Source organism: Bradyrhizobium sp. SZCCHNS3052 (assembly GCF_032484495.1).
GTDB lineage: Bacteria > Pseudomonadota > Alphaproteobacteria > Rhizobiales > Xanthobacteraceae > Bradyrhizobium.
Genome location: NZ_JAUETB010000001.1, coordinates 253,613 through 273,552, shown reverse-complemented (window position 1 = coordinate 273,552; position 19,940 = coordinate 253,613). Strand labels below are relative to the sequence as shown.

The 19,940-nt window shown below is 66.6% G+C and carries 17 protein-coding genes; 7 read left to right on the top strand and 10 right to left on the bottom strand.

What is annotated here, in order from left to right:
* Positions 1-142: 142 nt before the first annotated feature.
* Together QX073_RS01185 and QX073_RS01180 are read right to left on the bottom strand one after the other, a co-directional pair.
* Positions 143-1,732 (bottom strand): DNA polymerase Y family protein, encoded by a 1,590-nt coding sequence (locus tag QX073_RS01185; protein ID WP_315749269.1) that lies wholly within the window; start codon positions 1,730-1,732, stop codon positions 143-145.
* Positions 1,626-2,420: a DNA repair protein gene (locus QX073_RS01180; RefSeq protein ID WP_315749266.1), complete on the bottom strand. Its 795-nt coding sequence runs from the start codon at positions 2,418-2,420 to the stop codon at positions 1,626-1,628. The genes QX073_RS01185 and QX073_RS01180 overlap by 107 nt, the downstream gene beginning before the upstream one ends.
* A 183-nt stretch (positions 2,421-2,603) precedes the next feature.
* On the opposite strand from QX073_RS01180, the gene QX073_RS01175 reads away from it, so the two are divergent.
* Together QX073_RS01175 and QX073_RS01170 are read left to right on the top strand one after the other, a co-directional pair.
* A complete protein-coding gene (locus QX073_RS01175; RefSeq protein ID WP_315749264.1) occupies positions 2,604-3,842 on the top strand; it encodes a putative DNA modification/repair radical SAM protein in 1,239 nt (412 codons plus the stop codon).
* Positions 3,843-3,956: 114 nt separating this feature from the next.
* Entirely contained in the window at positions 3,957-5,438 is a 1,482-nt protein-coding gene (locus QX073_RS01170; protein WP_316225200.1) for a UdgX family uracil-DNA binding protein, read from the top strand.
* Between the two features lie 48 nt (positions 5,439-5,486).
* Here QX073_RS01170 and QX073_RS01165 read toward each other — a convergent pair whose 3' ends face one another.
* The 7 genes from QX073_RS01165 to QX073_RS01135 form a co-directional block, all read right to left on the bottom strand.
* Positions 5,487-6,842, bottom strand: coding sequence for a TfuA-like protein (locus QX073_RS01165; RefSeq protein WP_316170545.1), 1,356 nt, complete (start codon positions 6,840-6,842; stop codon positions 5,487-5,489).
* Positions 6,839-8,128, bottom strand: a complete 1,290-nt coding sequence (locus QX073_RS01160) for a YcaO-like family protein (protein WP_315714874.1) — start codon at positions 8,126-8,128, stop codon at positions 6,839-6,841. Before QX073_RS01160 ends, QX073_RS01165 begins: the two co-directional genes overlap by 4 nt.
* A gap of 39 nt (positions 8,129-8,167) precedes the next feature.
* The gene (locus QX073_RS01155) at positions 8,168-9,283 is read right to left on the bottom strand and encodes an aKG-HExxH-type peptide beta-hydroxylase (RefSeq protein WP_316191764.1); all 1,116 of its coding nucleotides are present in this window, start codon (positions 9,281-9,283) and stop codon (positions 8,168-8,170) included.
* Between the two features lie 93 nt (positions 9,284-9,376).
* Entirely contained in the window at positions 9,377-10,582 is a 1,206-nt protein-coding gene (locus QX073_RS01150; protein WP_316170547.1) for a radical SAM protein, read from the bottom strand.
* Positions 10,579-11,610, bottom strand: coding sequence for an aKG-HExxH-type peptide beta-hydroxylase (locus tag QX073_RS01145; protein ID WP_316170548.1), 1,032 nt, complete (start codon positions 11,608-11,610; stop codon positions 10,579-10,581). The genes QX073_RS01150 and QX073_RS01145 overlap by 4 nt, the downstream gene beginning before the upstream one ends.
* Positions 11,611-11,849: 239 nt before the next feature.
* On the bottom strand, positions 11,850-12,197 hold the full coding sequence (locus tag QX073_RS01140; protein WP_315714878.1) for a hypothetical protein: 348 nt from the start codon (positions 12,195-12,197) through the stop codon (positions 11,850-11,852).
* Between the two features lie 477 nt (positions 12,198-12,674).
* Entirely contained in the window at positions 12,675-13,844 is a 1,170-nt protein-coding gene (locus QX073_RS01135) for a M20 aminoacylase family protein (protein WP_316170549.1), read from the bottom strand.
* A gap of 173 nt (positions 13,845-14,017) precedes the next feature.
* Here QX073_RS01135 and QX073_RS01130 point away from each other — a divergent pair, with 173 nt between their 5' ends.
* Entirely contained in the window at positions 14,018-15,637 is a 1,620-nt protein-coding gene (locus QX073_RS01130) for a GMC family oxidoreductase (RefSeq protein WP_316170550.1), read from the top strand.
* 156 nt (positions 15,638-15,793) lie between these two features.
* Here the strand turns inward: QX073_RS01130 and QX073_RS01125 are convergent, their stop codons facing one another.
* Positions 15,794-16,966, bottom strand: a complete 1,173-nt coding sequence (locus tag QX073_RS01125; RefSeq protein WP_316225197.1) for an acyltransferase — start codon at positions 16,964-16,966, stop codon at positions 15,794-15,796.
* Positions 16,967-17,189: 223 nt separating this feature from the next.
* Between QX073_RS01125 and QX073_RS01120 the strand changes: the two genes are divergently transcribed.
* The 4 genes from QX073_RS01120 to QX073_RS01105 all read left to right on the top strand — a co-directional run bounded on the left by QX073_RS01120 (position 17,190) and on the right by QX073_RS01105 (position 19,907).
* On the top strand, positions 17,190-18,134 hold the full coding sequence (locus QX073_RS01120; protein ID WP_316185213.1) for a metallophosphoesterase family protein: 945 nt from the start codon (positions 17,190-17,192) through the stop codon (positions 18,132-18,134).
* A gap of 14 nt (positions 18,135-18,148) precedes the next feature.
* A complete protein-coding gene (locus tag QX073_RS01115) occupies positions 18,149-18,466 on the top strand; it encodes a cupredoxin family copper-binding protein (protein WP_315714883.1) in 318 nt (105 codons plus the stop codon).
* 97 nt (positions 18,467-18,563) lie between these two features.
* On the top strand, positions 18,564-19,112 hold the full coding sequence (locus tag QX073_RS01110) for a sigma-70 family RNA polymerase sigma factor (protein WP_315749251.1): 549 nt from the start codon (positions 18,564-18,566) through the stop codon (positions 19,110-19,112).
* Positions 19,113-19,115: 3 nt separating this feature from the next.
* Positions 19,116-19,907, top strand: a complete 792-nt coding sequence (locus QX073_RS01105) for an anti-sigma factor (protein ID WP_316170555.1) — start codon at positions 19,116-19,118, stop codon at positions 19,905-19,907.
* The last annotated feature ends 33 nt before the right edge of the window (positions 19,908-19,940 follow it).

The following is a 19,940-nucleotide window of genomic DNA, read 5'->3' as shown; positions in this document are numbered from 1 at the left end:
TCGGCTCCGGCGAAAATCGGCACCGTGCACGCGGATGGTCTGTCACCCCACCCCGGCTCGCATGCGCGCATGCGAGCCCACCCTCCCCCTCCAGGGGAGGGTGAGCAGCGAGATCGCCGCGAGAGATGTGCGATCCCGACCCTCATGCGAACAGGCCATGCATGTACCAGGCGGGCTGCACCGGCGGGCCCTCAGGCTGCTCGAACTCACGGTCATACAACCCGTCGCGATAGAGCCAGAAGCGCAGGCCGTGCTCGTCCTCGACGCGGAAATAATCGCGCGTGAGGCCCTGCCCGTCCGGCCGCCACCATTCCATCGCGATGCGCTCCGGGCCCTCGGCGCGGACCACGGCATGCGCGGCACGGCGCCAGACGAAGCGCGCGGGCGGGCCGTCCGGCACGCCGGCAATGACTTGGATCGCCTCGGGGTGCGCGAACAGCCGCAGAGGTCGCAGCGGCGGCTCGCCCTCGGCGCGCTCCGGCCAGGCGGCAGCAGTGGCGGCGGCGAGATTTTGCTGCGCCGGCAGCGGCAGCGCCACGCGCTCCGGAACATGGGTATCGACCGGCAGATGCACGACCACGCGCTTGCCGCCGATGCGCGCGGCGATGCGGTCGATCAGTGCCGACAGCTCGTCATTGTCGTGGACATGGGCATCGAGATCGCGCTGCTGCTGCACCACGATCTCGCTGCGGCCAGCAGCGAGCCGGATCATGTCGAAGCCGAAGCCGGGATCGAGCGGATCGTTCAGCGCCTCGAGCCGCTCGCGGAACAGCCGGTCGATGATTGCGGCCTCGGTGACCGGCTGGCCGGTGTCGACCGTGATCACGCGCACCATTCCATCGGTGCGGAAGAAGCAGGCCTCCAGCCGCCGCGCGCCCTTGCCCTGCTGCGCCATCGCCGCCACCAGCATCGCGGCCAGACGGGAGAGGCTGGCCGCAATCACCGTGTCGGTCGCGACCGGCTCGGCAAAACGCTTGTCGACGATGTAGTCCGGCGGGACCTTGCGCGGGCTGATCGGCGCATCGGCCTCGCCCAGCGCCTGCGCCAGCACGCGGGTGAAGGCGGCGCCGAACCGCGCGGTGATCTCGTTGCGGCCGCGCGCGGCGACGTCGCCGATGGTCTTGAGGCCGGCTCGGCGCAGGCCGAGCGTAATGGCCTCGCTGCCGCCGAGGGCGGCCACCGGCAGCGGCGCCACCGCGGCCGCCTCCTCGCCGTCGGGCACGATGCGGCCATGCACCTGGCGGTTCAGCGTACGCGCACAGACGGCGTTGGAGGCGATCGCCGCCGACACAATGAGGCCATGCGCGGTCAGCGCGTCGCAGACCGACTGCATCAGCCTGGCTTCGCCGCCGAACAGATGCACGCAGCCGGTGATGTCGAGCGACAACCCATGCGGCGGGTCGAGCGCCACCAGCGGCGTGAAGCGGTCGCACCAGTCGGCGATGCTCTCCAGCATCTTTGCATCAGCCGCCAAATCGGCTTCGTGCGCGACGAGGTCGGGACAGACCGCGCGGGCATTCGCCAAGGGCTGGTCGAGCGACACACCGTGGCACGCCGCCGCTTCGTCCAGCGAATGGATCAAGAGCGCATTGGCGTCCTTGATGACGACGACCTGCGGCTTGCTCTCAGGCGGAGCGCCTGTGAGTGCCCGCTGTCTTTTGATGCGATCGATGGGCAGGCGCGGCAGCCACAGGCTGAGGATCCGCCGCCGGTTCGTTGAAACGGCATGCATCGGGGGTCCACTCCATGATCCATCGTCCGGTCTGGCCGTGACGGTTGCGAATGAGCTCGACATCGAGGCGCGGCGCGCCCCACGCCATCCACGGGGCAACGAGCGGTGACGGCGCGGTGCGCACGATCCAGCGCGTCTCCGCGGTCGATGGCTCGGGCGCAGCCGCAATGCGCAACATGAGCGCGGTGACGCCGGATTCCTGCGCCGCCAGGGTCAGCTTGCGGCTGGCGACGAGATCGAGCTTTTGCGTCTCCCCCCACACCTCCAGCATCACGCTGCCGAGCGCATCGCAGGCGAGCGCGTCGGCGGCGGTGCGCAAGGCGTGGTCGAGATCGGGCGCGCACACGATGACGATGCGGCGCGGATCGAGGCCGAGCTCGGCGAGCCCGCTCATCGACAGCGCGCCCATCTCGCGCTCGGCGAAATCCTGCCGGATCCAGATCAGGGGCCGGTGCGCGGCGACACGCGCGGCAAGCCCGCACAGGAAGCCGGTCGCGGCTGCCGCCTGGCGGCCGGTCTCGGCGAACACCTCGTGCAGCGCGCCGGTCGCGAGCCCGCCCTGCAAGGTCGCGTCGGCCTCGTCATGGCCGAGCGCGACCCGGCGCAAATCATGTGCGCCATCTCCCGCCTCGAGACGGGCAATGCGGCCGCGCAGACGCGCGAGCGTATCCATGCGTGCGCCGGTCATCCGTCGCCGCTCCTCTTCAATCCATCGTGCGGGCGCTGCCGTTGTTTCAGTGATCAGGCAGTGAACCCGCGACGACCCTCTTTGTTCATGATACGTTCTAATATAAAGCTAACGCCTTCGAGAGAGTCAATCGGGATTGACCCGGGTGTGATTCAACGAATGGAATCAAAGGGATTCAAAGCCATGGAGCTGTTGCGCAAACTGGAGATCCTGGCCGATGCCGCCAAGTACGACGCGTCCTGCGCCTCCAGCGGTACCGAGATGCGGGATTCCCGCGACGGCAAGGGCCTCGGCTCGACCTCGCCCGGCATGGGCATCTGCCATTCCTATGCGCCGGACGGACGCTGCATCTCGCTGCTCAAGATTCTGCTGACCAATGCCTGCAACTTCGACTGCCTGTATTGCGTCAACCGCGCCTCCTCCAACGTGGCCCGCGCGCGCTTCACGGTCGACGAGGTGGTGAAGCTGACCATCGACTTCTATCGCCGCAACTACATCGAGGGACTGTTCCTGTCGTCGGGCATCATCCGCAGCCCCGACTACACGATGGAGCAGGTCGTGAGCGTCGCGCGCAAATTGCGCGAGGAGCATCGCTTCCGCGGCTACATCCATCTGAAGACGATTCCGGAGGCTGACGAGGCGCTGATCGCCGAGGCCGGCCGCTATGCCGACCGGCTCAGCATCAACATCGAGACGCCGCTGGAGGCGAGCCTGACGACGCTCGCGCCGGAAAAGGACCAGCGCGCCATCCGCCGTACCATGGGCCGTCTCCGGCTCAAGCTCGACGAGACGGCGGAGGCGAAGAAGACGGTGCGCCGGGCCAAGCCGCCGCGCTTCGCGCCGGCCGGCCAGAGCACGCAGATGATCGTCGGCGCCGACGAGGCCAACGACCGCGTCATCCTGTCGACCTCGGCCAATCTCTACGGCGCCTACAAGCTCAAGCGCGTCTATTACTCCGCCTTCAGCCCGATCCCCGATGCCAGCCGCGCGCTGCCGCTGCAGGCACCGCCTCTGGTGCGCGAGCACCGGCTGTACCAGGCCGACTGGCTGATGCGGTTCTACGGCTTCGATGCCGACGAGATCGTCGAGGAGAACGAAGGCATGCTGCCGCTCGACATCGACCCCAAGCTCGCCTGGGCCTTGCGCCACCGCGACCGCTTCCCGCTCGACATCAACAAAGCGAGCCGCGAGGAGCTGTTGCGCGTACCCGGCTTCGGCACCCGCACCGTCCAGCGCATCCTCGCCACCCGCCGCACCACCACGATCCGGTTTGCGGATCTCGCCCGGCTCAACGTTGTCAGGAACAAGGTCCTGCCGTTCATCGTTCTCTCCGACCACCGGCCACAGCCGTCCCTGCTCGACGGTGCCAGCCTCAGAGCCCGGCTGCGGCCCAAACCGCAGCAGCTGGGATTTGGGTTCTAATTGAACGTCGTGGCGAAGACCGAAGCCAGGAAACAGCCGTCATTCCGGGGCGATACGAAGCATCGAACCCCGGAATGACGCGGCGGATTCGCTCGCAATGACGAGAGAGGTGAAATGCACGTCGTAACCCTCGACAGCGACACTGATTTCGACGGCTGGCGTCAGGCGGCGCGGGCGCTGGCGATGAACGACGTCAAGCCGGCCGACGTCAGCTGGCGCGTCAAGGGCGCAGCGCCCGACCTGTTCGACGATCAGGCCGACACGCAGCTTCCCGAGGTGCCAAAGGGCGCGTTCTCAGTGCCGGCGAGCTTCATGGAGCTCGCCGAGAGCGCGATTCTGCACAATGATCCCAACCGCTTCGCCCTGCTCTACCGGCTGCTGTGGCGTCTGCGGACCAACCACGATCTCATGGAGATCGCGACCGATCCTGATGTCGCCCAGGCCAACGCGCTGGCGCGGGCGGTGCGCCGCGACGTCCACAAGATGCATGCCTTCGTCCGCTTCCGCGAGGTCGGCCGCGAGCGCGAGGCGCGCTACGTCGCCTGGTTCGAGCCCGAGCACCACATCGTCGAGCGCGCCGCGCCATTTTTCGCCCGCCGCTTCGCCGACATGCCGTGGTCGATCCTGACGCCCGAACTCTGTGCGCATTGGGACGGCAGCCGCGTCAGCTTCACGCCCGGTGTGAGCAAGGCTGAAGCGCCGTCGGAGGACCGGCTCGAAGAGGTCTGGCTGCGTTACTATGCCAGCATTTTCAATCCGGCACGGCTGAAAGTGAAGGCGATGGAAAAGGAGATGCCGAAGAAATATTGGCAGAACCTGCCCGAGGCCAAGCTGATCCAGCCGCTGATCGCGGCCGCCTCCAGGCGCACGTCATCGATGATCGCCGAAGCCGGCACTGAACCCCACAAGCCGCAGAAACGCGTCGAGGAGACCGCGATGAGCCGCAAGCCGAAAGCCCACGCGCCCGCTGCTGAGACCTCACGTGATGTCGAGGCCACCGATCTTGAGACCTTGCGCGAAGAAGCCGCTTCCTGCCGCGCCTGCCCGCTGTGGAAGGACGCCACGCAGACCGTGTTCGGCGAAGGCCCCGCGCATGCGCCGCTGATGCTGGTCGGCGAGCAGCCCGGCGACAAGGAGGACCTCGCCGGCCATCCCTTCGTCGGCCCGGCCGGCCAGATGCTGGACCGCGCGCTTGAAGAGGCCGGCATCGACCGGTCCAAGGTCTACGTCACCAATGCGGTGAAGCACTTCAAGTTCGTGCCGCGCGGCAAGATCCGGCTGCACCAGAAGCCGAACACGCCGGAGATCAAGGCCTGTCGGCAATGGTACGAGCGCGAGCTCGCCGCCGTGCGTCCGGCGCTGGTGGTGGCGATGGGCGCGACCGCCGCGCAAGCGGTGTTTGGCAAGATCACGCAGGTCACCAAGAACCGCGGTCATGTCGCCGACCTGCCCGACGGCTCCAAGGCGATGGTGACGGTGCACCCGTCCTACCTGCTGCGGCTGCCGGATGCCGACGCCAAGGCGCGGGAGTATGAGCGCTTCGTCGAGGACCTGAAGATTGCCGCGGCCGCGATCAAGCGCGCACATGCGGCGTGACGGGCCGGCATGGCCTCGACCGGGCCGCCCCCACGCGACAACGGGGCCTCAGGATTTGCGCGACGTGTAGACGTGCTCACGCAGCAAGGCCTGGATCAGCGCTGCTCGGTCGGGAAAGCCGAGCGACACCGCCACGTCCGTCTCGTCCCGGTCGGGTGCGCCGGCCTGCATCGCGGGCAGGTATCTCGCCATCAGCTCGCCCTCGCCGAGGCCATAGTCCGCCGGACTGCCGCGGCCGTCGAGCTCCGTCTGCTTCAGCACCTCGCATTTGTCGCGTGCGCGCGCCAGCAGATCCTCGAAATGGCCGTCGATCCGCGCCCAGTCGGCCAGCGCATTCAGGGCCGAGCCGTTGAGCCCCTTCCTGAACGATCGGATGCGCGCCTCGTCCAGCATCAGCTCCAGAAATTCCGACCGGGTCAGGCCGTTGCGCGCGATCCATGCCTCGAGCTCGGCCGGGTCCATCAAATCCCTGCTCTGCCGAAACCGGATGATCTCCGCGCTCAGCGCCTGGGCGTCGACCCTGATGCCGCGGCGCTTCGCCTCCGATGCCGCGAGAAATCGCGCGATCGCCTTGTCGGACAGGTCGCTGCCGCGCACGGCCAGCAGGCGCAGCTCGTCCAGCAGGTGCGGCGTTCCGTCCGGCATCACCGTCTCGCGCGCTGCGGCCGCCGAACGCTGCGCGTCCTGCATCAGGCCGTCCCATAGCTGGGTGTGCTCGAAGGCGTAATCGACCGCCTTGGGCACCGTGTCTCCGGCAAACCGGCGCCGCATCGTCTGCAGCATCTCCAGCGCATCCTCGCGCTTCTGGTCGACGCGGTGATCCGGCAGCCACGCCTCCAGCGCGTCGATCTCCTGCGCGGCCAGGCTGCCGTCGGACCGCGCGCCCTGCAGCAGCGCCGGGTAGCTGCGCTCGGGATAGAAGCTTGCCTTGCCGAGCGCCTCCAGGACCAGGCGGGACGCCTCCGAGATCACGCCATGGTCGACCGCCTTCTGCAGGGTGAAGCGGATGTTGACCAGCGGCTCGGACAGCGCGGGAAAGCCGAGCTCAGCCGGTCCGTGAATCAGGGCGACCTCGTCGTCGGCCTCGAACACGCCGTCGCGATACGCCGCGAACACCTTGCCGACGCCTTCCATGCCGAACGCGTGCAGCTCGGCCGCGCGCAGCGCGCCCATGCTGGCGCTGCCGAACACGTGGATGCCGTTGGCCATCGCCCACAGGATCTCCTTGTGCCACACCGAGGGCACCTGCTCGAAATAGCCGTCGATGATTCCGATCGCCGCAGGCTTCGCCAGCGCAGCACGATAGACGTCGCCCTGCTGCACCGGCGGGAGATACTCGGCCTCCAATTCGAGCGCCGCGTCGCGCGGATGCAGCGTCGGCCCGGTGAATACGATGCACGTCATAGCGGATGCCCCGATGGCTGATGCCGCGAGATCTGATCGCCGGCGAAGGCCCGCGCTCTGCGCCCCGGGCTGTAGTCAGGATTCTTGTCGAAGGTTTCGAGCCCCGGAATGATGATCCTCACCACGGGGATCTCGAACCTGCTCTTGGTGAGATCGACCGCGATCACCTGCCGGACACCGGCGGATTGCAGCCGTTCGAGAACCACGGCGAGATCATCGTTGAACGTCTCCGCTGCCAGCGACGGAGTTTCGCGCAGGCTTCGCGTCGGCGGGCTGTTCCGCAGCAGCGCCCGCTGCTCGCCGAGAAACTGTGCGGCCAACGCCTTCTCGTCATATTCCTCGCGGAACACGTCGTCGCGCGCGCCCGCGATCAGCGTCAGCCGGCTCTGCGCGGCTTCCGTCAGCGCCCGCAGGAAGGCGATCTCTGGCGACAGATGCGCGCCCATGCCCAACGCCGCGTAGAGATCCCGCCCCAGCTCCTCGTCACGATCGAAGATCAGGCACTGGCAGGCGGCGAGCCCGACATCGGAGCTGATGTCCCACGCCACGACCTCGAGGCCCGCGCGCTCGCACATCTCCAGGAGCCGCCGGTTGCCTTCGTCCTGAACCGTCTCGAGCGCGACGCGCCGGCTCTGCTGCTCGTCCGGACTGCGGAGGTGCCAGAGCGTGGTCGCATCGCGCTCCACGACCTCGCAGATGCCGTGCAGGACCGCCTCGATCAGCTGGTTGCCGGACGCCAGCCCGTTCGACGACGAGATGAAGCTGCCGGCCGGCATCTCCGGCCGCGAGGTCGACAGGTTCACCATCTCGAACGGCACCCAGACGTCGGCATCGGCCATGAGATCGCGCCCTTCGATCCACAGCATCTGCAGATCGGGATGGAAACGCCCGCCGGCGATCAGCGGCAAGTCCGCCACGTCGACCACCTCATGGTCGCTGATCAGCTCGGCATAGGTCGCAAGCTTCAGCGGCAATGTGATCGTCTCGGCGTGAAACAGCTCGATCGATTCCATCACGCCCGACGCCTTCGCAGCATCCAGGGTCAGCCCCTTGCCCTGCGACACCGAGACCGAGCGCGAGTTCGGCCGGCAGACCATGGTGACGGGAATGCCGACGCGGTCGAGACCCGTGACGTCAGCAATGCGCGTGATTCCCATTTCTCCCAGGAACGGACGCACCCGCTCGACCGTCTGCGACGGCGGCACCGACCGCTGAGTTCCCCATCGAAAGCTCTTCGGGACCGGACGCGCCAGACGATCCCGATGCAGTGCCGTTCCATTCGCCATCCGCAGCCTCCACACTCAACCGCCGCTGACGTCGTCGCATCAGCCCGCACGGCGGACATCGGCAAAGGCGCCGACCACGACGTTCTGCATCTCCTCGATCGTCTTCTGCACGTCGGCGTCGACCACCGACGAAAACTCCGCGATGCTGTCGAGCAACGGCTGCTTGCAGAAGCCGCGCAGGCAGAGCTGGATGCGCTTCATCGCGACGCCCTGCTCGAACGCGCCGGACTGCATCGCCAGGCTCCAGAAGTGCAGCAGGCCGTACCAGACGAAACAGGCCTGTAGAAAGGACGGAAACGGCAGCCGGCTGCCGCTCCAGGGCGAGGTGATGCGCGGCAGCGAGCCCTTCGCCGTCGAATCGAGGAACCAGGGCTGTTCCTGCTCCTGCATGTAGAGCAGCGCGTGGATGCCCTCATGGACGAGCGCATCGGCGATGTGGGATTCGTCGATCTCGGGAAGATGCGGGTTGGCGAGGAAGGTGCGGCCGATGTAGTAGCCGTTCGATCCTGACGAGAAGCTGCCCGGGCTCTCCGGATCCTTCTGCAGGATGAGCGCGATGTTGAAGCGCGCGACGAAGCGGGGAAGCCCCGCTTCGGTCCGTTCGAGCGCATCCAGGGACCGGTGCAGCAGATCGTGCAGCCGGTCGATTTCGTCCTCGGAGAACGGCGGGCGCTGCGGCGGGACCGGCCGGTCCTGGCCGGACAGATCCACCTTGACCGCATGCGGGCTGCCGTAATCGGTCACGGGCATGCCCTCGATCTGCGGCCAGATGCAGGCGCCGTCACGCCGATAGCCGCGATCGCCGAGCGCGGTCCACAGCTCCCGATCGGCGGTGATCTCGAGTCCCTGGCGCAAGGCCTCAGCCACGAATGAATCGCGCAGAAATCGTCCCTTGTCCTCGGCGTACCGGCCCGGCGCCGACAGCAGACGGAACGAGGTCTCGGGGGCATCGAGAACCCGCATGAAGCCGTCGTCCGCCACGCGATCCATCAGGCTGCGCAGTTCGTCCCCGCCCGCAGGGTCGTCGCGGCCGATCTCGCCGAGGGCTTCGCCCAGCTTCTGCGCGAGCCGGTCGCCATAGGTCGCAAGCACGCCGTCACACACCGCCTCGTAGTCATTCCAGCGCAGAACGTCAGGCATCAGGGTGATCGTCATCGTGCGCACTCCTTCCACGTTCCACTCTCGACCACGCCGCCTTGCAGCAGGCCCGCGCGACAGCGCGCATAAGTCGGCGATCGAGGTCCGACCTCAGCCGATGGCCGGAGATTCCTGCTGCAGCCCCACCGCCCGCCGCAGGGCGGTGTCGAGGAGATGAGCCCGGCGCAGCTTGGTTTCCTCCACCGACGTTCCCAGCCGCTCGCGGACGTGATCGAACAGTTTCAGGAGATCGGCGCACCACACCGTCGGATTGTTGAAGCCCGTCCGCGATGCATAGCGATGCGGAAGATAGCCGCCGGCACACGTGTCGCGCTCGCGGCACGCGCGACAGCCGTCGGGCAGCGGCATGCCCTCGAACACCGCCGCACGATGGAATTCGCCGGCGTGCCGGACGTCCATGAAGTCGGACGTCCGCACATTCAGGCCGGTGCGCGCGGCGCCGTCGTAGCAGACCCGCAGCACATCCAGCCCTTCGATCTCGCCATCGGTGTTGACGAACAGGAAGGTCAGCGGCTGGTTGCCGAGCATGTCGATGCGGCTCTCCCCGCCCTGGACCAGCCAAGCGATGTTCCAGAAGATCTTGATCCGGAGATCCAGCGTGCCGTCCCGCCACCAATCCTCGAAGATCGGGATCAGGAAATCGGCACAGGGTGTCGGTCCATACCGGTCGCGAACCGCCGCGATGGTGTCGTGGGTGAAATCCGGCAGCAGATAGTCGATGGAGGCCGGGCCCAGGCTCGTCAGATGGCGATGCACCGCGGCACCGCTCGCCCCGAGCTGGATCACCGACAGGAAGCGCAGCGGAATCCCGGCGCGGCGCAGCACGGCAAGGCCCTGCTCGACATCGCGATAGGAGCCACGCCCGGCATGATCGACGCGCAGGGCATCATGCACCTCGGGGGTTCCGTCGATGCTGATCCCGAGATCGATGTCGAACCTCTTGATGATCTCGGCCCAGCCGTCGTCGAGCAGCGTGCCGTTGGTCTGCATGCAGAGCTGCACCCGCGCGACGCCCGCCAGCCCCTCCTTGATCTTCCGGCACCATGAGCTGAACCGCTCCTGCTTGACCAGGCACGGCTCGCCGCCATGAAAGGTGATCGTCAGATAGCTCTGACCTGTTGCCTGGCAATGGCGGCGGATGCGGTCGATCGCGATCTCGACGACCTCATCATCCATGATCGCGGGCCGCTCTCTCCACGTGCTGTCGCCCTTGTTGTAGACGTAGCAATAGGAGCAGTTCAGATTGCAGCGCGACGCGACCTTGAACACGAAGTGAAGATGGGGACCGTCGTTCATTGGTACGCAATCTCGGCGGTGCGATCGACGAAGATGCGGCCGTCCTCGGTCAGGAACGGCCGGGCACCGTCCAGTACGACCTGCGCCTCCTTGAGCTTGGTCAGCATATTGGCAAGCTCGGCCTGATACTCGGCTGATCCGCCGAACCCTTGCTTCTCGGCCTCACGATAGAAGGCGCAGATGTAGGCGATGGCGTGAAAGGCCAGCAGGATCCCGCGCAAGGGCCGCGGCTCCGGCCGCAACGGCGATGCGTAGCGCCCCTGGTGCTGCGGATCCACCAGGGGTCCCGACGCCTCCGCCATGAACAGATGCAGATGCGCGGATTCGTGGACGATGGCCTCCATCACCTGCATCAGGCCGCCGAACAGGTCGGCGTAAACCATCCCGGGCACATCGGCTTGCGACCCGCTGCGGAAATAGGATCGCTCGCTGCTGCGCAGGGGGATCAGGACCCGCGTCACATCGGACACCCAATTCACGCACTCAGGAAACTTCTTCGCGGCGGTCACGAGGATCTCGAGCGCGTTCGTCACCTCGCGCGTCATCCGGGCCTGCTCGTCGAACGAGAGATCGGTGTGCTCGGCCCAGGTGTCGGGAATCGGGAATCCGAGGGAGTGGCACCCCACGTCGACCGATATGTCGTACGGCCATTCCTTCATCGGGAGCAGCCCAACCAGCTCGTTCAGGTCATAGGCGCCGGCCTCGATCCGGTAGCCTCCGACCGGCGACCACAAGGTCAACGGCTCCGGCGTCGTCAGCGACGTGGATGGGGTCGGCGCATTCGCCGCCGTCCAGATCGCCACCTGCAGATCACGCTGCGGGCTCTTGTCATGCCCCTCATAGGTGATGGAGTTCATGCAGGGATGACGAAGCCAGTCCGCTTCACGCGCGTTGGCTTCGATGAGCGACGCCTTGAGCGGCTCGCAGTCGAGGCCGAGGCGATCCTCCGGCTGCCATCTCAGGATCCTGTCGTTGAATTTTTCATGCCAGGCAGATTTCGACGGTCGCCAGGTCCACGCGTCACTCATGATCGAGCATGCCTCCGGAAATACGCCAACGAAGCCGGCCGCAAGCTGTCCCGCCGTCAGACAGGACCGCAACCGATGCCGGAATCAAGAGCAGCTATCAGGAAAGGTCACGCTGATGACGGCGACCATTGCCCGTCATCCGCACCAGCGAGTCGCGGGCGGGCCCACGACACGTCACGTCGGAAAGATCCGACATCGCAGGCCCGCTTCGCTCCGTCTTAGCCGAACGATCGATCCATTCACCTGACCGATTTCGGCGCGCCCCCCGCCTGCGGCACGCTAAATTGACCCTTGAGGTCCTTCACCGCCCGTACCTGCGTGAGACGCTCCGCAAGAGCCCCCAACACCGCGGGATCGTTGGCGATTTCACGTTCCATCTCGTCCGGACGCTCCATCGCCGCAAGGCGGCTGAAGACGATGCCGCGCGAGAATGGATTGGTCTTGCTGAAGATCGCTCCACGCGAGAATGGAACGCCTTCTGCCATGATGTCGATCTTCAGAGACGCGCGTGCGATCTCTGAGTCGACTACGGATTTCAGCGCCAGATCGACCTTCTTGCGCATTTCCGCCGGATCGCGATCAGCCATTCCTATACTCCCAGTCGGTTGAGAACCGCCATCGTTCAGAAAGGAAATAGCAACGTCCCGGTACAAGCTCTGTGATCTCGCGCCCTGAACTCACAGAACCTGAAGCAATGTAGCTGTGCTAAGCACTTCGCTCAGGCTGTCCCAATTCGCCAGTCGTCGAAGCCAGAAAAAAACTAACATGAAGCTAGTTCTTTAACAATAGAGTAGTTTGTCAGATACACCTGTTGATTGCTCGAATGAGCGACGCACTGCGGTCGTCTCAGGCCGGCAGTGACCACGCGTGATGACGTCTTGCGCTCTCGGATGTCACCCGCCAGGCATATTGTCGCACCTCATTCCGCGGCAGCGCACATTCTCGCGTAGCTCATGAAGCTCGACGTGCATATGGAAAGCAAAAGGCCCGCGCTCATCGCACGGGCCCTGCCAGTCCACTTTCGTGCCTGATCGCGGCGGTGCCGCTGCACGCGGCCGCGAGCCTCACGCCGCCAGCGTATTCTCCACCACCTTGATGAAGAACGAGGTGCCGTAGACGATCGCCTCGTCATTGAAGTTGTAGGCGGGGTGATGCAGGCCGGCGCTGTCGCCATTGCCTACGAAGATGAAGGCGCCGGGGCGCGCCTCGAGCATGTAGGCGAAGTCCTCGCCGCCCATCATCGGCGGCATCTCGTGCACATTGGCGTCGCCCGCGACCTCCCTGGCGGCGCGGATCGCGATCTCGGTCTGCTCGGCGTGATTGATGACGACAGGATAGCCGCGTGCATAGTTCAGGTCGATCTTGGCGCCGGTCATCTGGGCGACGCCGGTCACGACCTCGCGCACGCGCTTCTCCATCAGCTCACGTACCTTCGGCGTCAGCGTCCGCACGGTGCCGCGCAGCACCGCGCTCTGCGGAATCACATTACGGGCATTGCCGGCGTGGAACTCGCAGATCGACAACACCGCGGCCTCCAGCGGGTCGACGCTGCGCGACACGATCTGCTGCAGCGCGGTGACAAGCTGGGCGCCGACCAGCAGGGAGTCGATGCAATTGTGCGGCTTGGCGGCATGACCGCCATGGCCCTCGATCGCGATGTCGACCGCATCGGTCGATGCCATCAGCGGGCCCTGGCGAATGGCAAACGCGCCGACCGGCAGGCCGGGCCCGTTGTGCATTCCGTAAACCTGGTCGATCTTGAAACGGTCGATCAGCCCGTCCTTGATCATCGCGTCCGCACCGCCACCGCCCTCCTCGGCGGGCTGGAAGATCACCGCGACCTCGCCGGCGAAGTTGCGGGTCTCGGCGAGATAGCGCGCGGCGCCGAGCAGCATCGCGGTGTGACCGTCGTGGCCGCAGGCATGCATCATGCCCGGGGTCTTCGAGGCATAGGGCAGCCCGGTCGCCTCCTCGATCGGCAGCGCGTCCATGTCGGCGCGCAGTCCGAGCACCTTCACCTCGCCGTGGCCGGGCTTGCGGCCCTTGATGACGCCGACCACGCCGGTCTTGCCGAGGCCCGTCACGACCTCATCGCAGCCGAACTCGCGCAGCCGCTCGGTGACGAAGGCCGCCGTCCGGTGCACGTCGTAGAGCAGCTCCGGATGCGAATGGATATCCCGCCTCCAGGCCTGGATATCGGGCTGCAGATCGGCGACGCGGTTGACGATGGGCATGGGGAATCTCGTAACTCCGGTGGGACTTTGCGCCTGTTTAGCATGCAAAAGCCGCACCGCCCAAGATAAGGGCTGCGCCCGCCTCATGGCTCGGTCAACCAGCCATGAACGTGGCGCTTGTCCGGCCCCGTCCGGGCTGACTAAAAGCTGGCAACGATGGGAAGGGAATGCCGATGCCGAGACAGCTCGAGGGGGATTACGATTATATCGTGGTGGGCGCCGGCACCGCCGGCTGCATCCTCGCCAACCGGCTGTCGGCCGATCCGAAGCGCCGCGTCCTGATTCTCGAGGCCGGCGGCAATGACAATTGGATCTGGTTCCATATTCCGGTCGGCTACCTCTTCGCGATCGGCAATCCGCGCTCGGACTGGATGTTTCGCACCGAGGCCGAGCCGGGGCTGAACGGCCGCTCGCTGGCCTACCCCCGCGGCAAGGTGATCGGCGGCTGCTCGGCGATCAACGCCATGATCTCGATGCGCGGCCAGGCCGCCGACTACGACCATTGGCGCCAGCTCGGCCTCTCCGGCTGGTCCTATTCCGACGTGCTGCCGGTGTTCAAACGGCTGGAGGATCATTTCCTCGGCGAAAGCGAGCATCACGGCACCGGCGGCGGCTGGCGCATCGAGGCGCCCCGGCTGTCCTGGGCGGTGCTGGACGCGGTCGGCGACGCCGCCGAGCAGATGGGCCTCCGCCGCATCCCCGACTTCAATACCGGCGACAATGAAGGCATCAGCTATTTCCACGTCAACCAGAAGCGCGGCCGGCGCTGGTCTTCCGCGCGGGGCTTCCTCAAGCCGGCGCTGAACCGGCCGAACCTGCGGCTCGAAACCAACGTCCTCGTCGACCGCCTGATCGTCGAGAACGGCCGCGCCGTCGGCGTGCGCTACCGGCAGAACGGCGAGACCATCGAGGCGCGCAGCAGGGGCGAGGTCATCCTCAGCGCCGGCTCGATCGGCTCGGTGCAGGTGCTGCAGCGCTCGGGCATCGGCCCTGCCGACTGGCTCGGCGAGCTCGGCATCGATGTCGTCCTCGACAGACCGGGCGTGGGACGCAACCTGCAGGACCATCTGCAGCAGCGCGCGATCTACAAGGTCACGGGCGTGAAGACGCTGAACGAGACGTACTACTCGCTGGCGCGGCGCGGCCTGATGGGGCTCGACTACGCGTTCCGGCGCCGCGGGCCGCTGACCATGGCGCCGTCGCAGCTCGGCATCTTCACGCGCTCGGATGCGACGCGCGACCGCGCCAACATCCAGTTCCACGTGCAGCCGCTGTCGCTCGACAAGTTCGGCGATCCCCTGCATCGCTTTCCCGCGATCACGGTCAGCGCCTGCAACCTGCGTCCGACCTCGCGCGGCACGGTCCGGATCAGGTCGGCGGGGATAGACGAGGCGCCATCGATCGCGCCGAACTACCTGGCAACCGAGGACGACCGCCAGGTGGCGGCCGACGCCATCCGCGTCACCCGCCGGCTGATGAAGCAGAATGCGCTCGCCGCCTACAGGCCGGAGGAATATCTGCCCGGCCCATCCGTCGGCGATGACGACGCGGCGCTGGCCAAGGCCGCCGGTGACATCGGCACGACGATCTTTCATCCGGTCGGCACGGCGAAGATGGGCTCCGCTGATGATCCGATGGCCGTGGTCGACGAGCGGCTGCGCTTTCGCGGCATCGAACGGCTGCGCGTCGCCGATGCCTCGATCATGCCGACCATCACGTCAGGCAACACCAACACGCCGACGGCGATGATCGCAGAGAAGGCGGCGTCGATGATCTTGGAGGATGGGCGCTAGGCGCTCACGTCCAACAACCACCGCTGCCGTCATTGCGAACGAAGCGGCGAAGCGAAGCGATCCAGAGCCCCGTCCCGACTCTGGATTGCTTCGTCGGCTTCGCTCGCAATGACACCATCAATGAACGGTGGCTTTTGACGTCAGAGAGGTTCAGCTTCAAATGATCCGCGCCACCAGCGGAACCCGGCGCAACAGTGCTGCGGCGAGCCAGCTCACCGACAGCGTGCCGATCAGCACGATCGCGAACTTCACTCCCGCCGGCCACGCCGGGTCGTAGACCAGATATTGCAGCCACAGCAGCGGCAGGAAGTGCAGCAGGTAGATGCCGTAGGCCGACGGCTGCAGGCGATCCATCAGCGCCAGCGGCGCCTTCGCCCAGCGCAGGAAGAAGGTCGGTACGCCGAACGCCATCGCGGCGCAGAAGCTCGCCACCGCCGCGCCATAGGCCGCGCGCCACCACCGTGGCGGGGAATCGAAATCGGCGATCCAGTTGTGATGCGCGTAGGCCAGCAACAGGATCGCGCCATAGCAGCCGTAGGAAAGACCGAACCAGATCCACCAGCGCCGCACCAGCGCGCCGTCGGCTGCGAACGGCCCCGTCCGCAGCCCGGCTGCGCCGATCGCGACGCCGCCGGCGAAGAAGGCCGGATAGAGCAGCACCCGGCTCGCCTGCAGCGGCAGCGGAAAATGTCCGGGCATGAACCAGAATCCGTCACCGAAGCCGAGATGCGGCGGCAGATAGACCAGGTTGGCGGTCACGAGGAAGATCAGGAAGCCAGTGAGCGGATAGTGCAGCAACGTCCCGGCCCAGCGCCCGAGTGCGCCGATCGCCTGCGGTGCCAGGACCCAGACGAACGCAGCCAGCATATCAAACCCCAGCAGCACGCCGAGAAACCAGGCCGAGCCGGACGGCCACGGCCCCTCGCTGATCATCCGCCACCACACCGCGCTGAACTGATCCTCCGCCACGTAGTAGCGGTAGTAGGCGATCGGCATGATCACGAAGATCGACATGATATAGGGCACACCGAGCCGCAGCGCACGGCGCCTGACATAGTCCGACGCGCCCCTGCCCGCCAGGCTTACCGGCACGAACAGGCCGGAGATGAAGAACATGCACGACATGAAGTAGCTGTCGTTGAACAGCGCGACGAGATCGAATCCGAGCCAGTGCATGCGGTCGCCGCCCTGGCCGAAATCGGTGTAGTTGATGGCGGAGTGATAGAGCACGACCGAGAGCGTGATGAAGGTCCTGGCGCGGTCGAGCGGCACGATCCGATCGCGCGACGTCTCGGTTCGTTGCAGGGTCGGGGTTACGCGCTCATGCATCGACGTCGCATCCAGTCCATCAGCCGCTCCTCGGCGGCGCGCGCCGCTCATGTCATTCGCGCGGCCCTGCGCCGACATCCTGCGTGACCGGGTGAGCCGTCGGCCATTGCCGCCATGATCACGAACACGTCATCGCGTTTCGATCGCGAGAAGCCGGGAATAAAACCGGGCCGCGACCGCTCTTCTCACCCGCAAGCCCGATGACGGGCAACGGGAGATGACGATGAGCCTTGGTGATCATGACGAGAACGGCGTCAGCCGCCGCAAGGTGCTGGAGTGCATGACATGGGCGGGCACGGGCGTGCTCTGGACGCTGTCGGGCGGCGTGCCACGTTCGCTCGGCCTGGTCGACGCGGCGCGGGCGGCCGAGCAGCCCGCGCCCGGCCTGACCTTCCTGCAGATCAGCGACAGCCATGTCGGCTTCGACAAGCCAGCCAATCCCAACGCGACCGGCACGCTCGAGGAGGCCGTCAACCGCATCAAGGCGATGCCGGTGAAGCCCGCCTTCATGATCCATACCGGCGACATCTCGCATCTGTCGAAGGCAGCCGAGTTCGACGATGCCGACCGCATCATCTCGCAGTCCAGGCTCGACGTGCACTACGTGCCGGGCGAGCACGACTTCCTCGACGAGGACGTCAAGCTCTACAAGGAGCGCTACGGCAAGGGCACGCGCGGTTCCGGCTGGTATTCGTTCGATGCCAATGGCGTGCACTTCGTCGGGCTCGTCAACGTGGTCGATCTCAAGGCCGGCGGGCTCGGCAATCTCGGCGCCGAGCAGCTTGCCTGGCTCGAGCAGGATCTCAAGGGCCGCTCGAAATCGACGCCGATCGTCGTGTTCGCGCACATCCCGCTGTGGACGGTGTATCCGCAATGGGGCTGGGGGACCGAGGATGGCGGGCGCGCGCTCGACAGCCTGAAGGGCTTCGGCTCGGTGACGGTGCTGAACGGCCATATCCATCAGGTGATGCAGAAGGTCGAAGGCAACGTCACCTTCCATACCGCGCGCTCGACCGCCTTTCCGCAGCCGGCGCCGGGCACGGCGCCCTCGCCCGGCCCGATGAAGGTCGAGGACGCCAGGCTGCGCAGCCTGCTCGGCATCGCCAGCATCGACTTCAAGGTCGGTGACGAGCGGCTCGCGATCATCGACACGCCGCTTGCGGGCTGAGGGACGAAAACGCGATGATCCAGCCTGTTCTTCGCGGTGCCGGCTTGGCCGCCGTACTGCTTGTTTGCGCCACGCCGCTGCGCGCCGAGACCATCAAGGTCACGATCGACAATTTCACCTTCACCCCGACCGAAGTGACGGTGAAGGTCGGCGACACCGTCACCTGGACCAACCACGACGACATTCCGCACACGGTGGTGTCGGCCGGGAAATACCGATCGAAAACGCTCGACACCGACGACAGCTTCTCCTTCACGTTCGCAGCCGCCGGCGACTACAAATATTTCTGTTCGCTGCATCCGCACATGACGGGGCTGGTCAAGGTTGAGTAGCATCGCGAACCAGGGCATGAGCATCGTCGGATGGGCCGGTCGGCGGCGTACCGCCGGCCGCGCCGTGCGACCGCGAACCGGGCCGGAGACCTCGCCGGTGACGACAGCCAGTGACGATCCCGAGAAGGCGCGACGCTTCCGCGAGGCGGCGCTGCCCTATCTCGACGATGCCTACACGCTGGCGCGCTATCTGCTGCGCAACGCCGCCGACGCCGAGGACGCGGTGCAGGAATGCTACCTGCGCGCGCTGAAGCATTTCGACACCTATCGCGGCCCGGCGATGAAACCGTGGCTGTTCGCGATCCTGCGCAATGTCTGCCACGCCGAATTCGCGCGCCGGGCCGGCGCGCCGGTCAAGGCGCTCGATGACGCGCCGGAAGCGGCCGAGCAGCCCCCGCTGTGGCAGGAGAGCGCCGAGACGCCGGAAGGCGCCGTGTTGCGGGAACGTGATGCCTCGGCGATCCGCCGGCTGATCGACACGCTGGCCGAGCCGTTTCGCGAGACGTTCGTCATGCGCGAGGTCAACAATCTGTCCTATCGCGAGATCGCGGAGGCCGCCGGCGTGCCGGTCGGCACCGTGATGTCGCGTCTTGCCCGCGCCCGCGCGATGCTGCGCGCCGCCTGGCTCGCGCAGGAGGAGCCTTAAGCCATGACCTGCGATGAAGCCGAGATCCTGATCCACGCGCTGGCCGATGGCGAGCTCGATGCCGGCCACGCTCGTGAGGTCGAAGCCCATGTTGCGACCTGCCCGCGCTGCGCCGCGGAGCTTGCCGCGGTCAGGCAGATGAAGCAGATGCTCGCCGGCACCGACCTCGGCTACAGGGCGTCCCCAGCCTTGCGCCAGCGCATCGAAGCCGCCCTGCCGCCGGCCGATGCGGCCTCCATCATCCCGCTCGCTGCAGTGCCGCCGAGCCGCCGCACGCTGCTGCGAGGCTTCGCCCTGGGCTCGGCGGTGTCGGCGCTGGCCGCCACCGGCCTCGTCGCCATCGTGCTGCGCAATGACGACCAGCAGCGGATCGAGGCCGAGATCGTCTCGGCGCATCTGCGCTCGCTACAGGCCGGCCACCTCACCGACGTCATCTCGACCGACCAGCACACCGTCAAGCCCTGGTTCAACGGCAAGCTCGACGTCGCGCCGCCGGTGATCGATCTGACCGCGCAGGGCTTCACCCTCATCGGCGGGCGGCTCGATTACGTCGACGCACGCGCGATCGGCGCGGTGGTCTATCGCCGCCGCCAGCACGTGATCAATCTGTTCGTGGCGCAGACCTCGTCCACCGAGCGCCGCGCCGCACGGATGGACACGATCCAGGGCTTCAACATCCGCTCTTGGCGCGACCGCGGCCTGAGCTATTGGGCGGTCAGCGATATCGGCGCCGACGAACTCAACGAGTTCGGCGAGCGGTTCGAGCGCGCGATGGGTGCGAACAAGGAGGGGTGACGCGCTCTTGCGCTTCAGTCATTGCGAGCGAAG

Excerpts from the sequence above, each read along its gene's own strand:
- QX073_RS01140 (WP_315714878.1), bottom strand. The coding sequence starts at position 12,197 with ATGGCTGATCGCGATCCGGCGGAAATGCGCAAGAAGGTCGATCTGGCG.
- QX073_RS01125 (WP_316225197.1), bottom strand. The coding sequence starts at position 16,966 with ATGCATGAGCGCGTAACCCCGACCCTGCAACGAACCGAGACGTCGCGC.
- QX073_RS01185 (WP_315749269.1), bottom strand. The coding sequence starts at position 1,732 with ATGCATGCCGTTTCAACGAACCGGCGGCGGATCCTCAGCCTGTGGCTG.
- QX073_RS01150 (WP_316170547.1), bottom strand. The coding sequence starts at position 10,582 with ATGAACGACGGTCCCCATCTTCACTTCGTGTTCAAGGTCGCGTCGCGC.
- QX073_RS01130 (WP_316170550.1), top strand. The coding sequence starts at position 14,018 with ATGCCGAGACAGCTCGAGGGGGATTACGATTATATCGTGGTGGGCGCC.
- QX073_RS01180 (WP_315749266.1), bottom strand. The coding sequence starts at position 2,420 with ATGACCGGCGCACGCATGGATACGCTCGCGCGTCTGCGCGGCCGCATT.
- QX073_RS01115 (WP_315714883.1), top strand. The coding sequence starts at position 18,149 with ATGATCCAGCCTGTTCTTCGCGGTGCCGGCTTGGCCGCCGTACTGCTT.
- QX073_RS01155 (WP_316191764.1), bottom strand. The coding sequence starts at position 9,283 with ATGACGATCACCCTGATGCCTGACGTTCTGCGCTGGAATGACTACGAG.
- QX073_RS01105 (WP_316170555.1), top strand. The coding sequence starts at position 19,116 with ATGACCTGCGATGAAGCCGAGATCCTGATCCACGCGCTGGCCGATGGC.
- QX073_RS01145 (WP_316170548.1), bottom strand. The coding sequence starts at position 11,610 with ATGAGTGACGCGTGGACCTGGCGACCGTCGAAATCTGCCTGGCATGAA.
- QX073_RS01135 (WP_316170549.1), bottom strand. The coding sequence starts at position 13,844 with ATGCCCATCGTCAACCGCGTCGCCGATCTGCAGCCCGATATCCAGGCC.
- QX073_RS01120 (WP_316185213.1), top strand. The coding sequence starts at position 17,190 with ATGAGCCTTGGTGATCATGACGAGAACGGCGTCAGCCGCCGCAAGGTG.
- QX073_RS01170 (WP_316225200.1), top strand. The coding sequence starts at position 3,957 with ATGCACGTCGTAACCCTCGACAGCGACACTGATTTCGACGGCTGGCGT.
- QX073_RS01175 (WP_315749264.1), top strand. The coding sequence starts at position 2,604 with ATGGAGCTGTTGCGCAAACTGGAGATCCTGGCCGATGCCGCCAAGTAC.
- QX073_RS01160 (WP_315714874.1), bottom strand. The coding sequence starts at position 8,128 with ATGGCGAATGGAACGGCACTGCATCGGGATCGTCTGGCGCGTCCGGTC.
- QX073_RS01165 (WP_316170545.1), bottom strand. The coding sequence starts at position 6,842 with ATGACGTGCATCGTATTCACCGGGCCGACGCTGCATCCGCGCGACGCG.